Here is a 13135-nt window from a genome sequence, read left to right as displayed (position 1 = left end):
CTCTCTAATTTTCAGAAAATTAATAATTATGAAAAAAACAATAAGCTGTATGAACATTGATCACGAGATCCTTTACTCGTTCGGGGGTGCGAAAGTCATCTATAAGGCTAAAGAGTTTATTTTCAAAGAAGGTGATTATTCACAATATTATTTTCAGATTATCAGCGGAAAAGTAAAGCTGAACACCTTTACTGAAAACGGAAAAGAATTTATTCATAATATATTGGGTAAAAATCAAAGTTTTGGAGATCCGCTTCTTTTTATTGATAAACTTTATCCTACCAACGCCATCAGTTTACAGGACACAGAAATTATAAGGATGCCTAAGGATCATTTCATGGAAATGCTTACAAGAAATCCTGACATATCCCTTGAAATGAATATGTGCTTATCACAAAGACTCTATTATAACAATCTGATGGTCCGCAATCTGGCATTAGCAGATCCTATCCAACGGCTGAAAGGTGTAATGGATTATCTGAAAAGTTATCATGACGAAGACTGCCAGCAGTGTTTTCCCATAGAACTTACCCGCCAGCAAATTGCTGATCTTACAGGACTGAGAGTTGAAACGGTGATCAGAACGATAAAAAAGATGGTGCATAATAAAACTATAAAGCTGGAAGGCCGCAGGATTTTATACTGATTATGCATGAGCTCTTATTCATCAACCCTTCAGAATTTTAAAAATAGATTATAAATAAACAATAAATAAAACAGATGGCCGAATTTTTTAGATTCCGGCCATCTGCTTAAACTAACCTTAATTTGTTTTTTTTCTCCATTCTGCCTTCACATCTTCAGCGGCATCCTTCGTACTTTCCCATGCTTCATCTGCCTTGTCCTTAATATCTTCCCATGCATCTGAAACGTTTGATTTCACCCTATCCAGCCAGTCTTCCTGAGTTGCTTCCTCATCATTATTCCTTTTTTCGTTGATATAATCTTTAGCTTTATCCGCCAGTTCACTGATCTTCCACTTCGCATTATCAGCTGCATTTTTTAAAGAGTTTTCTGTTTGGTCTACTGCATTTTCTGCTTTGTTGTAATCTGAATTATTCATAATATAATATTTAAGTATTTGGTATATAAATAAACAATGTTCATGCCTAAAAAACAGACATTATGTTAAAATATTCTTAAAATTAAACAGGAAAGAACTTTATTTTTTCTTTCCACTGAGGGTTCTGATCATTCCTTTGAATATAAAACCATGAAATGGCAGCACCATCAACCAGTACAATCTTCCCCAAAGACCTTTTGGACGAAAAACAGCTTTTTGCCAGATCTTATTTCTGTAAATTTTAAACATCAGCCAGGCTTCTCCTGGCAGCTTCATTTCGGCAAATAATATAAGTTTTCCTTCTTTACGGTCAGCATATAAAACGCGCCAGAAGTCTAAAGCATCTCCATCTTTAAGGTCTGAAGGATGCCTGCGTCCCCTTCTCAATCCGGGGCCGCCAACAAGCTTATCCAGAAATCCCCTTATTTTCCAAAGATCCTGCCCATACCAGCCATAATCTCCTCCTAACTGAAAAACCCGGCTCATACAGGCTTCCCTGTCATCATACTCTTCACTCCGGAGATCCGTAAAACAACCGTATTTCGGTACATCCCGGTATTCTTTCAAGGTTGAATCATTACGGCTGCTGATGAAACTGTCTTTCCAGCTGGAAATGATTTCATTGGCCTGAATTTTTGCAAGGGTTCTCTTTAGTGCTGTATCATATGAAAAAGGCTGCACACCGGTAATTAATTTGATCTCAGCAAGACTTTCAGGACGGCAGACTACTTCTACTTTCATGCTTCCTACCAATGCTTTGGCCAGATTATAAGAGGTTGAAGTAATAAAATAGAGCCAGTAAGAAGAAAGTCTCGGCGTCATTACAGGCAAAGTAAAAATCGTTCTTTTAAGGCCTCTTACTTTTGCAAACTGCAACAGCATATCTTTGTAAGTCAATACATCATCACATCCAATGTCAAAATTTTTCTGATAAGCAGCTTCTTTAAACAAAACAAAAATCAGGAAATCGAGCACGTTGGCAATTCCTATTGGCTGACATTGGGTATACAGCCATTTGGGAGCTACCATGACGGGCAGTTTTTCAACGAGATCCCTTATAATTTCAAATGATGCACTTCCTGACCCGATGATAATTCCTGCGCGAAGAACTGTCGCGGGAACCCTGCAGTCCATCAGAATTTTTTCAACTTCGTATCTTGAATTCAAATGCTTTGACAGCTCTTTTTCATTCACCAGTCCCGAAAGATAAACGATATGTTTACATTGGGTCTTTTCAATATAACCCGAAAAGTTGGCGGCACATTTTTTTTCCGAGTCTTCATAATCAGCAGTATTACTCATGGAATGCATCAGATAGTAAGCTCCTGCAATATCTTCGGGAATATTTTTAAGTGTTTCCGGCTTTAGAAAATCAACTTCAATAACTTCAATGAGCTGTTCGTCGATATCCATATCTCTTGTAAAACGACCGGTATCCCTGCAGCAGCAAACGACTTTATATCCCTGCGCGGCAATCACGCTGATCATTCTTCTACCGATATAACCGGTAGCACCTGTAAGCAGTATTTTTTCCATAATTATTGGATTAAACAGATCAATAAATATTCCGCCTGTCTGAAGTCCATTATATTTTTTCTAAAAAATGACCAAAATAGTCTTTCTTTTTAACAAGATAGCCTGCATTCATCTCATTGGAATCAATTTCCAAAGGAATCCTGCTTTTGAGAATGATGCTGCTGTTCTCAACAGATTTAATCTTGTCAGGATTATTGGTTAACAGATTGATTTCTTTCACATCCAGCAGATTCAGCATTTCCACTGCCACATCAAAATTTCTTCCGTCAGCGGGCAAACCAAGTCTGAGATTAGCTTCAACAGTATCTAATCCTTGTTCCTGAAGTGCATATGCTTTCAGCTTATTGATGATCCCAATATTCCTTCCCTCCTGGCGGAGATAAATGATCATTCCTCCTTTTTCAGACATATATTTCATTGCCGCATCAAGCTGCTGACCGCATTCACATTTTTTAGAATGAAAAACTTCTCCAGTAATACACTCAGAATGAAAACGGACATTAACAGTCTTATCATAATCTGTATTTTCTGCTACCAGAACCAAATGCGGGCTCCAGTCTTCTTCATTTTCCGAGAATGCATATATAGTGAATAGTCCGTAATCTGTAGGTATTCCTGATTGAGCCTGTATTCTAAGCATACGTTTCGATTTTAATTAAATTTGGGAATTTACTTATCAAAAGGACTTTTCTTATCCTGCTTCACCCAGATGAGTTTAGAGGTATCATACCCTATTTCCTGCGCCTTGCTGATAAATTTCTGCTTTATGTTTTCAGGAATGGTTTTTTCACGGGAAAGAATCCAGAGATAGTCCAGATTTTTTCCTGCAATCAGTGCATATTTGTACTCTTCCAGAGCAACTACATTATATCCGGCATAAAAAGGTCCGAAAAAACTCACTTTCAGAGCGGCCACATTTTTTTCTCCTCTGAATTTAGCAGTACCATTGGCAGAAACCCATTTATTCTTTTTAAAATTATATCCACTGTTGACTACGTTTACATTTCCGTCTTCAGTAAGGCTGTACTGAGCGATTGCATTATCAAGGTCTTTTTCAAATCTATAATCGAATCTGGCAATCTCGTACCATGTTCCCAGATACCGGTTCACATCAAACTGACCAACAGGCTGCGCTTTTTCGGGCATCGAAGAACAGGAAGTCAGGCTGTTTAACAGCCCGAAGCTTAGTAATAATGTAAGAATGATTCTATTTTTCATTTTTAGTTATTTTTTTAAAGAAATAAATATTGAGTAAAAACTGACTGTAACCATAAACAGCATCTTCAACAGGAATAGTCCCCATTCTGACGCCTAAAAAGTCAGCAGGATTGTAGTTTACAACAGGTGACGGAATAAAAGATCCCGTCAGGATTCCATTCACAGCAAAAAATCCGGGCATCAAAACCAGATATACAAAACTTGCTTTACCGATCCATTCTTTTTTGGCAATAAAATGCAGATAAAAAAGCGTAAGCACTGTTACAATGATGGTCAGCAAAGTATAGATCCTGTCGTAGTAAAGAAGTCCCACAACACTGAGAACAATAACTGAGGTAAAAACAATCAGATTATTAAAGAGGTCTGCCCGATTGAATGTAAAAAATTTTTCCAGGCAGTAGTATGTAAAAACACAGGCAAAAGGAATACAGTAAAAGAACAGCCATTCTTCAAGAGGAAGCCCTGCTATCTTAAATCCTAATGTGTAACGATCATCAAACCACCACACTCCTTTTCCGGTAAACCATATATCCCATAGGATAAAAGGAACTGCTACAATAGTGGACGACAGGAAAAACTTCAGGAAAAGTTTATTAAACTGTATCCTACGGTCAAAAGAAGCCAAAAAGCAGATGATGACGGTGAAAAAATTGATCAGTATGTAAGTGTATTGCATCATTTTTTATTGAAATACATTTTAAAATAAATCATAGGAACCCACAAAAAGCCGAAGCACTCTCCTTTTTCTTTCCCCAAATGTTTGTGGTGCTGTTTATGGGCACGCCTGATGGCAAGGAAATACGGATTCTTTGTTTTGGTAAAAACTTTTGCTCTCTGATGAATAAAAATATCATGAACAAAGAAATAGGCCATCCCGTAAAGGCTTATGCCCAAACCGACAAAAAACAGATAACTGAATTCCTGCCTTACTCCTGCATATAACAAAGCAATAGCAGGGCTGGCAAAAATGAAAAAGAACAGATCATTTCTTTCAAGTTTTCCATCGTTGCTATGATCATGATGGTCCTTATGCAGATTCCATAGAAAACCGTGCATAATATACCTGTGAATAAGCCATGTGGCTCCTTCCATGGAAATAAAAACAAGTAAAACGATCAGGAAATTCATGTTAATGATGTTTGCGGTTAAAAAGATCATTCAGAACGCTGTATCTGAAATCGAAAATGTTTTTGAGCTTTTCTTTAACAAATAAACGATGAGCAACTCTTCCAAGAATTCCCAAAGGAAGTTCATAAAATACAGTATCTTTCATTAAGACACCCTTCTCATCGGGAATGAACTCATGAAAATGGTTCCAGTGCCTATAAGGCCCTTCTTTCTGAAAGTCTGTAAAGCTTCTGCCTTCTTTTACCTGGCTGATAATCGTTTTCCATTTCATCGGGATTCCCAATACCGGAGAGACGGTATAATCTATTTCCATTCCTTCAAAAATAGGTTCGTCCTGTATATCTGAAAGCACCACAAAATTCATACTTTTAGGTGTTATTTCAGATAAATTATGAGGAGAGGAAAAGAATTTCCACGCGGTCTCCATATCACAATTCAAATATTGTTCTCTATATAATCTGTACATCGTTATTTTTTTATTGAATTAAATTCTAAACCATCTTCCAAACAAATGAGTGATCAGAAATAAGCAGATTTGTATCTTATATAACTTTTAAATGCAACCAATAATTTCTGCGAATTGGCAATCCTGATTCTTTGCTGCAAAATATGCTGGGAACTTGTTTTCTTTATTTTTTCAAATAATGACAGATAGTACCTGTATGCGAGATATACTCCAAAAAGAGAAGAACCTGGCAGCTTCTTGATTCCCTGCAATGCTTCTCTGAATTCTTCTTCAATTTCTTTTTCAATCTGAGCTTTAACAGTATTATCAAAGACAGACATATTCAATGAGGGAAAATAAGTTCTGCCCAAAATCTGGTAATCATCTTTCAGATCACGTAAAAAATTAACCTTTTGAAAAGCGGAACCCAGTTTCATAGCAAATGGTTTAAGTTTTTCAAATTGCTGCTTATCACCTCCTGTAAATATCTGCAGACACATAAGTCCTACTACTTCAGCAGAGCCGTAGATATATTCATTATAGAGATCAGAATTATAATCTATTTTTTGCAGATCCATTTCCATGCTGTGCAGAAACTGGTCGATCAATTGAATATTGATATCATACTGACGCACGGTTTCCTGAAACGAATGCAAGATAGGATTGAGTGATATTCCCTGCTGTAATGCATCGTACGTTTCTGCTTTTAATCTTTTCAACAGCTTTTCTTTATCATATCCATGAAAGCTATCAACAATTTCATCCGCAAGGCGTACATACCCATAAACAGCATAAATAGCAGGTCTTATAGAAGGCTTCAGAGCCAATATCCCTAATGAAAAACTGGTACTGTATTTTTGAGTGGTGCACTTACTGACCTCGTAAGACAATTCATCAAACAACTTTTTCATATTATTTTATTTTAGTTTATTAACCTCTTGCGCAACAATCTTCCCGGAGATAACAGATGGAGGAACTCCAGGCCCGGGAACCGTTAACTGCCCGGTATAAAAAAGATTACTGATCTTTTTGTTTCTTATTTTAGGTTTCAGGACAGCAGTCTGCGATAAAGTATTGGACAGTCCATAAGCATTCCCCTCATAAGCATTATAATCCGAAATGAAGTCACTTACACAATAGCTTCTTTTGTATTCAATTCTGGAAATAAGATCATTTTCTCCTGTATGCTTTTCGATTCTTTCAAGCATTTCCTTGAGGTATTTTTCTCTTACAGCTTCCTCATCGTGTATTCCTGGTGACAGAGGCAATAGTAAAAAGAGATTTTCACAGCCTTCCGGAGCTACAGCGGGATCTGTTTTTGAAGGACAGCACGCATAAAAAAGGGGTTTCGAAGGCCATTTTTTATTGACATAAATACAGTCTATATGATTATCAAGCTCATTTTCAAAGAACAGGGTATGGTGTTTTAAATCAGAGATTTTTCCTTTGATTCCGAGGTAATAGATCAGGCATGAAGGAGCAAAGGTTTTGGTCTTCCAGTAGGCATCATTATAGTTCCTCATAGATTTAGGAATTAGTGTTTCGGTATGGTGGTAATCTGATGAGGCAATAACTGCATCAAATTCATAGTCTTTATCCCCAGCCGTTACTGACACTACTTTCCCGTCTTCTGTATTCAGCTTCTGAACATCCTGATTAAAATGAAAAGTCACTCCCTGCTTTTCCGCTACGTCCTTCATGGCCATAACAAGCTGATAAAAACCTCCCATAGGGTATTTTGTTCCCAACACATATCCTCCATAATTCATAAGGCTGTAAAGTGCCGGAATATCACGGGGCGAAGCACCCAGAAATATCACCGGAAATTCCATCAGAGATCTGAGTTTCGGGTCAGAAAAATATCCTGAAACATATTTCCTGAAATTACTCAGAAGATCAAGCTTCAATGCACTGCCCGCTATTTTTAATGAAGCAAATTCCAGCCAGCTGTAACAGGGCTTTGTCACAAAGTCTTTCATCCCGACCTCGTATTTAAACCGGGCAGACTGCATAAATTGATCATACTTTTTACCCGATCCGGCCTCTGTATTTTCAAATAACTCACGAATGTCTGCATTTTTTTCAGGAACTGAAATCTTTTCTTCTGAAAAAACCATTTCAAACTGAGGGTCTAAGGATACCAGTTTAAAATAATCAGCTGCTTTACAGTTGAAATCGCTGAAAAAACCTTCGATAATATCAGGCATCCAATACCAGCTCGGCCCCATATCAAAAACATAGCCTTCTTCCGTTTTAAATTGCCTCGCACGCCCTCCCGGCTGATTATGTTTTTCAAAAACATGCACTTCATTTCCGGCCTTTGCCGCATAAGCAGCCGCAGAGAGCCCGGAGAACCCTGAACCTATTACCGCTATTCTTTTTCTTGATTTTTCAGTACTCATCGTCATTTTTTTAACAGTTGTTTAAAGACATTTTCACTACGCAATCAGTTTAACTTTTTATATACGGTGTTCAGCAGATCCCTTGTTTCCAGATTCATACGGTAAAAAGAATCATGAAATTCATCTAATTTGGAAAGTACTGCAATAAGAAGCATTTGTTCAGCATGTGTAAGATTTCCTACGACAGCCCTGGAAGCCCTGCGGATTTCCTCCATATGTTCATCCAGTATCGCAAGCCCTTTCTCTGTTATCTGTATATTTTTTGTTCTTTTATCTTTTGGAGAAACTGCCTGTTCAATCCAGCCATTATGGAGCAACCGGTTAATAACAAGTATACCTGAAGATTTCTCATGTACATTATGCTTTATAAGTTCCATTTTTGACATCGCTCCCATGTTCTTCAAACTGATAAGATAAATGAAGTCATCCTGACTGGAAAAAACTGAACTTCCGACTGCTGATCTTGAATAAGACTTTGCATATCTGTTCATTCTGATCAGCAAAGTATTAATAATACTATCTGAACTTCTTCCTGATTCCTTCCCTATCCAGTCAGGATTTCCAAGATCCTGCTGATGAGCAGCATTGATCCATTCTGTAAAACCATGAAGATCATTGCTATATAGAGCCTTACCTTCATTTTGTTCCATAAATTGCTGAACGAGTTCCACCACTGATTTTATAAGTTCAAAATTCATATCAAACAAATTAGTACACAAATATACTTATATAAGTTTATAAATAAACTATTTTTTGTTTTTATTTCAACTTTTTACATTTTGACCAGCATTTAACGGCAATAAAAAACGACATTAGTTCACTAATACACCTTTAAATCTCCATTATGATTCTGCTCATATCACTGTCAGGGTTAAATACCGAAATTTGGCTTCACTCTATACACAAAACAAAATCCTATGAAAACATTAGTTTTATCAATAGCAGCAGCCGGTTTTATGATTCTGGCCTGTAAAAAGAAGGACACAACAAGTAGCACCCCCGTTGCCGATTCAGTCAACACGCAAAGAAATTATTCTGATACAACAGCATCTGCGGTCAGGGATACTCAAGACATTACAACGGGTAATGATAGTATTAATACAAAAAATCACGTTGGGGGAAGAAAAACGAGCAATAATAATACGGGTAACGGCACAGGCAATATCAATGCAGCAGTTTCAGACAGTGCGCACAATACGCAGGGAAGATCCGGCAACGTAAAAAAGTAGATATTGGACCACAATAGCATTACAATATACAACCGATATAAAAACAAAAATTGCTATTTATATCGGTTGTATACTGTTCGTTATGGATGCTTTTTTTATTAAAATATCATTGAATAGCTTCGGGTTGCAACATACATTTGACAGACAACAAATAACGAAAAATAAAAAGGACAAACCATTAATAAAATGATTTGTCCTCATAAGTGACCCGGCTGGGATTCGAACCCAGGACCCATACATTAAAAGTGTATTGCTCTACCAGCTGAGCTACCGAGTCGGCCACTTACTTTTTCAAGTAAATCCCTTTCTGTAAGGGACTGCAAAGATAGAAACTTTTTCTTTATTTACAATACTTCCCGGACATTTTATGCCTGTGCTTTCGCTAACTTTTACAATATCAGACACAAAAATTTCACCTATCTGAGCAGGTTCTTACTATAAATCTCAAAAACGAATCAAAAGCTTCAATAAAAAATTGAGAATTGCAGTAAATCCTTTGTTACCCGTGGTCCGATCAGTAAATCAATTTTATTTTTTTAAAATTTGAAACATCCTTATTATCAATAATTTGTTTTTGTCAAATAAATTCACTATATTGATACATGAAAAAAAATGAACGTCAGGACAATATAACACACGCTGGCAAAGTTAACGAAAGAACAAAAGCATTGGAGGTCCTTGAAAAAGCAAAAAAAGTACAAGGAAAAATTACATTTCTCCGTCAGGGAGTAGGGAGAAACTTTAAACCCAAAAATGAAGAGTAAAGATATTGCTGACTTCAATGGCAATAGAACGAGAACAATCAAACGGATCAGTTAATTCAAATTTATAATAACCGGCCATTTGAAACATTATAGCAAACACTATAAATAAAAAAACCTGCAAAAATAATTTGCAGGTTTTTTTTGTATTTTTCTGATGCTTTATTTTTGCATCTTTAAGATTGTGACCCGGCTGGGATTCGAACCCAGGACCCATACATTAAAAGTGTATTGCTCTACCAGCTGAGCTACCGAGTCGGCCACTTACTTTTTTAAGTAAATCCCTTTGTTTAAGGGACTGCAAAGATAGGAAAACCCTCTTTAAATCCAAATTTTTCAAAGCTTTTTTATTATAAAATTTGCATCAAAAAAGTCAAACACCTGTTTATAAATTAATTACGTTGTTATTTTTTTTAATTCAAATTCCCAGCAATAATAGTAGCTGGCGGATAATATCATTTTTTGAGTAAAAAATTTGTTTTGATAAATCAAAAAACAATAATATCTTAGCAACTAAGATAATTACAAAATAATTTAATTCATGACTAAAAATAATATACAAAAATTCCGTGAAGCCAGCAGAGCCTATTCTGACGCTTCAATCTTTATGCATGAGGCCATTGCCAGAAAAGCAGGGCTTTCCAGCACTGATCATAAATATCTGGGACTTATTCTGCAATACGAATCCATAACAGCGGGTGAAATATCTAAGCTGACAGGTCTTACAACCGGCGCTGTTACAGGTTTAATTGACCGTCTGGAAAAAAAAGAACTTCTTAAAAGACAGTTCATCAAAGAAGACCGCAGAAAAGTAATGATCATCCCGAATACAGAAAAGAGCATGAAATTACTCGGTCCTATTTTTGAAGAGCTGCAGCAAAAAACCATGAAACTCGTTTCCACTTTTTCTAAAAAGGAAATAGAAACTATTGAACGTTATTTCAGGGAAGCTACCCTTCTTATGAAAGAAACAACAGATCATTTAAATACCCCATAAATCAATACAAGACCATGGAAAGTTTAACTGCTACTTATATAACCCGCGCAGAAATCTGGCTTTGCATTACAACATTACTTTATTTTCTTATGAACGGGGCACAGATTTTCGAAACGCTCCTCTTTGTACCCAAATGGGCTTCTTCCCCACCCGATACATTGAAGCTGCTTCAGGACGGAAATGGAGTAAGCCTGAAGTTTTTCTGGATCATCCTTCACTCTTTGCATGAAATAACCTTTATCCTTGCGATTGCTTTTTGCTGGAAAATAGATCCGGTAAGGAACTGGCTTTTGATTTTACTCATTATTCACGTAGCTGTAAGAGCCTGGACATTGGCTTTTTTTGCTCCAAACATTATACAGTTTCAGAACTTGGCATCCGCCCCTTCCGTTTCACAGGAAATCATAACCAGAATTTCACTTTGGAAAACCCTTAACTATATTCGGGTTGCTGTTTATATTGCGGTTTCAATTGGTTTCATTCCTCTTTGTATTAAAGTACTCAGTTTTCGTCAGTAGACCTTCAATCTAAAATATAAATTTCGCCGATCTGCGATCGGCGAAATTTGCAAATCAACAGATTCTCTTTTACGCTAAGTTTCCAGATTTTGCATTCTGATATTCAAAAATCTCTATAATAGTGTTCACCGTTTTCTGTCCGATGTGTTTTCCAACCAGATAAAGAGCGGCATCTATCCCGGCTGTGATACCTGCCGTAGTTATCAGGCTGCCCTGGTCAATATACCGTACATTCCTGATTACATTAGTTTCCGGATTATGCTGTTCAAGGGCATCCAACAGCATATGATGGGTAGTAACATTATAATCAGCAAGCATTTCTGTCCCTGACAGAAGCATACTTCCGGTACATACCGTAAATACAACTGTTCCTGCATCATAATGATTTTCAACCCATTTCAGGACAGTTTCCCGAAAATCCCTGTCCTGAATATATTTCATAATGTATTCAGGATTTGCTCCCGGAACGACAATCATATCCGGCTGAGGACATGTATGGATATCGTAGATAGGAATAAGAGCCATTGTGTTCGCCTCCATATATACCGGATCTTTTGTTTTCCCAACTGTAAAGCAATTGTAGCTTCCGGGCTGCAGGACATTCGCTTTAACAAAAACATCTAAAGGACCATTTAAATCAAGGGCTTCAACCTGATCATAGATTAAAAATGCTACATTCATTGTCTTGTTGTTTTGTACGTGATTCATAATTTTATTATTTAAGATTATTATTTTCAGATCATGGCACAAGTCTTCTCTGCTGACAATTGATGATTGCCAGTTTTATGTAAAATCAATAAGAAAAAGCTATTATTCTGTAGTCTTGAATGCCTTCCTGTACTGTGCCGGAGAGAGGGAAATGTTTTTAAGAAATAAACGGCTGAGAGAAACAGCATTACTAAATCCGCATTTATCCGCTACCATGTCGATACTCATATCAGTATATTCAAGCATATTTTTAGCCTGATCCAGCCTCATTTTTTCGAGAAATCTGCCGGGAGTCATTCCTGACTCTTTTACAAATACCCTGGAAAAGTTACGGACACTCATGTTCAGGAACTCTGCCATATACTCCACCGTAATAGCTTCTCCAAGTTTATCTTTCAATAAATCGCGGATTTGTTTTGTAAAAGGAGACATTATTTCATATTCCGGCAATGCATTTCCAAACTGAGACTGTGCTCCGGATCTTTTTAGATAGAGGACGAGATGACCGGCAACTTCGGCCGCCAAAGGTTTTCCAAAGTCTTCTTCCAATAGAGCCAATGCAAGATCCATCCCTGAAGAAACACCTCCTGAAGTATAAATTGGCCTGTCACGGATAAAGAAAGGATTAATATTCACATTCAATTTTGGGTAAGATTTCTGTAAAGTATCTGCAAATTTCCAGTGAGTCGTTACCTGTTTGCCATCCAGCAGACCCGCTTTGGCAAGGATGAACGCTCCTACACAGACAGATCCCATTCGTCTCACGTCGGGAGCTATATTTTGAAGGTAGTGATAAATGTCCGGATTGACCTCATCCAGCACACTCAACGTGGTACCTGCCACCAGTAAAGTGTCTACAGGAAAATCAATATCATAAATAGTATGGCTGCATGATAAAGACATTCCTGAACCTGAATATATTATTTTTTCCGAAGTTCCTGATACCAGATACACATGATAACCGGAATCCTGTTTATCATTTAAAAAACGGTTTGCTGATGTAAAAACATCCCATGGTCCGGCAATATCAAGCAGCTGTACCTCTGGCAATGCTAAAAGCACTATATTTTTAATTCCTGTTTTTCGCCCTTCTTTCTTCATATCTCGTTCTGTATGAGTACAAATGTAGA

The 13135-nt window shown here is 37.1% G+C and carries 17 protein-coding genes and 2 tRNA genes; 5 read left to right on the top strand and 14 right to left on the bottom strand.

The window, feature by feature from the left end; genetic code table 11:
- The first annotated feature begins 28 nt into the window (after positions 1-28).
- Entirely contained in the window at positions 29-646 is a 618-nt protein-coding gene (locus V0410_RS01205; protein WP_330745972.1) for a Crp/Fnr family transcriptional regulator, read from the top strand.
- Between the two features lie 117 nt (positions 647-763).
- Here the strand turns inward: V0410_RS01205 and V0410_RS01200 are convergent, their stop codons facing one another.
- The 10 genes from V0410_RS01200 to V0410_RS01155 all read right to left on the bottom strand — a co-directional run bounded on the left by V0410_RS01200 (position 764) and on the right by V0410_RS01155 (position 8490).
- A complete protein-coding gene (locus V0410_RS01200) occupies positions 764-1063 on the bottom strand; it encodes a hypothetical protein (RefSeq protein WP_330745971.1) in 300 nt (99 codons plus the stop codon).
- Between the two features lie 99 nt (positions 1064-1162).
- Positions 1163-2599: an SDR family oxidoreductase gene (locus V0410_RS01195; RefSeq protein ID WP_330745970.1), complete on the bottom strand. Its 1437-nt coding sequence runs from the start codon at positions 2597-2599 to the stop codon at positions 1163-1165.
- Positions 2600-2648: 49 nt separating this feature from the next.
- Positions 2649-3239, bottom strand: coding sequence for a GTP cyclohydrolase II (gene ribA / locus V0410_RS01190; RefSeq protein WP_330745969.1), 591 nt, complete (start codon positions 3237-3239; stop codon positions 2649-2651).
- 29 nt (positions 3240-3268) lie between these two features.
- On the bottom strand, positions 3269-3817 hold the full coding sequence (locus tag V0410_RS01185; protein ID WP_330745968.1) for a lipocalin family protein: 549 nt from the start codon (positions 3815-3817) through the stop codon (positions 3269-3271).
- Positions 3807-4496: a lycopene cyclase domain-containing protein gene (locus V0410_RS01180; RefSeq protein ID WP_330745967.1), complete on the bottom strand. Its 690-nt coding sequence runs from the start codon at positions 4494-4496 to the stop codon at positions 3807-3809. The genes V0410_RS01185 and V0410_RS01180 overlap by 11 nt, the downstream gene beginning before the upstream one ends.
- On the bottom strand, positions 4493-4945 hold the full coding sequence (locus V0410_RS01175; protein WP_110009708.1) for a sterol desaturase family protein: 453 nt from the start codon (positions 4943-4945) through the stop codon (positions 4493-4495). The genes V0410_RS01180 and V0410_RS01175 overlap by 4 nt, the downstream gene beginning before the upstream one ends.
- Before the next feature lies 1 nt (position 4946).
- A complete protein-coding gene (locus tag V0410_RS01170) occupies positions 4947-5411 on the bottom strand; it encodes an SRPBCC family protein (protein WP_330745966.1) in 465 nt (154 codons plus the stop codon).
- A 53-nt stretch (positions 5412-5464) separates the two neighbouring features.
- A complete protein-coding gene (locus V0410_RS01165) occupies positions 5465-6301 on the bottom strand; it encodes a phytoene/squalene synthase family protein (RefSeq protein ID WP_330745965.1) in 837 nt (278 codons plus the stop codon).
- Between the two features lie 6 nt (positions 6302-6307).
- Entirely contained in the window at positions 6308-7792 is a 1485-nt protein-coding gene (locus V0410_RS01160) for a phytoene desaturase family protein (protein ID WP_330745964.1), read from the bottom strand.
- 44 nt (positions 7793-7836) lie between these two features.
- Complete coding sequence (locus tag V0410_RS01155; RefSeq protein ID WP_330745963.1) at positions 7837-8490, bottom strand: MarR family winged helix-turn-helix transcriptional regulator; 654 nt, start codon at positions 8488-8490, stop codon at positions 7837-7839.
- A gap of 219 nt (positions 8491-8709) precedes the next feature.
- Between V0410_RS01155 and V0410_RS01150 the strand changes: the two genes are divergently transcribed.
- Positions 8710-9021 carry a hypothetical protein gene (locus tag V0410_RS01150; RefSeq protein ID WP_330745962.1) on the top strand — a complete coding sequence of 104 codons (312 nt, stop codon included), beginning with the start codon at positions 8710-8712 and terminating at the stop codon, positions 9019-9021.
- A 204-nt stretch (positions 9022-9225) separates the two neighbouring features.
- On the opposite strand, the gene V0410_RS01145 is transcribed toward V0410_RS01150, so the two are convergent.
- A tRNA-Lys gene (locus V0410_RS01145) sits at positions 9226-9298 on the bottom strand.
- Between the two features lie 325 nt (positions 9299-9623).
- On the opposite strand from V0410_RS01145, the gene V0410_RS01140 reads away from it, so the two are divergent.
- Entirely contained in the window at positions 9624-9785 is a 162-nt protein-coding gene (locus V0410_RS01140) for a hypothetical protein (protein ID WP_171006229.1), read from the top strand.
- A 182-nt stretch (positions 9786-9967) separates the two neighbouring features.
- Here the strand turns inward: V0410_RS01140 and V0410_RS01135 are convergent.
- Positions 9968-10040 (bottom strand) — tRNA-Lys (locus V0410_RS01135).
- A 283-nt stretch (positions 10041-10323) separates the two neighbouring features.
- On the opposite strand from V0410_RS01135, the gene V0410_RS01130 reads away from it, so the two are divergent.
- Together V0410_RS01130 and V0410_RS01125 are read left to right on the top strand one after the other, a co-directional pair.
- Entirely contained in the window at positions 10324-10779 is a 456-nt protein-coding gene (locus V0410_RS01130; protein WP_330745961.1) for a MarR family winged helix-turn-helix transcriptional regulator, read from the top strand.
- A 14-nt stretch (positions 10780-10793) separates the two neighbouring features.
- A complete protein-coding gene (locus V0410_RS01125; protein ID WP_330745960.1) occupies positions 10794-11297 on the top strand; it encodes a transposase in 504 nt (167 codons plus the stop codon).
- Positions 11298-11366: 69 nt separating this feature from the next.
- Here V0410_RS01125 and V0410_RS01120 read toward each other — a convergent pair whose 3' ends face one another.
- Positions 11367-12005: a DJ-1/PfpI family protein gene (locus V0410_RS01120; RefSeq protein ID WP_330745959.1), complete on the bottom strand. Its 639-nt coding sequence runs from the start codon at positions 12003-12005 to the stop codon at positions 11367-11369.
- A gap of 102 nt (positions 12006-12107) precedes the next feature.
- Entirely contained in the window at positions 12108-13106 is a 999-nt protein-coding gene (locus V0410_RS01115) for a GlxA family transcriptional regulator (protein WP_330745958.1), read from the bottom strand.
- Between the last annotated feature and the right edge of the window lie 29 nt (positions 13107-13135).

Source organism: Chryseobacterium sp. CP-77 (assembly GCF_036362765.1).
GTDB classification, from domain to species: Bacteria; Bacteroidota; Bacteroidia; order Flavobacteriales; family Weeksellaceae; genus Chryseobacterium; species Chryseobacterium cupriresistens.
The sequence above is the reverse complement of the archived record's forward strand: the minus strand, read 5'-3'. Positions and strand labels throughout refer to the sequence as shown.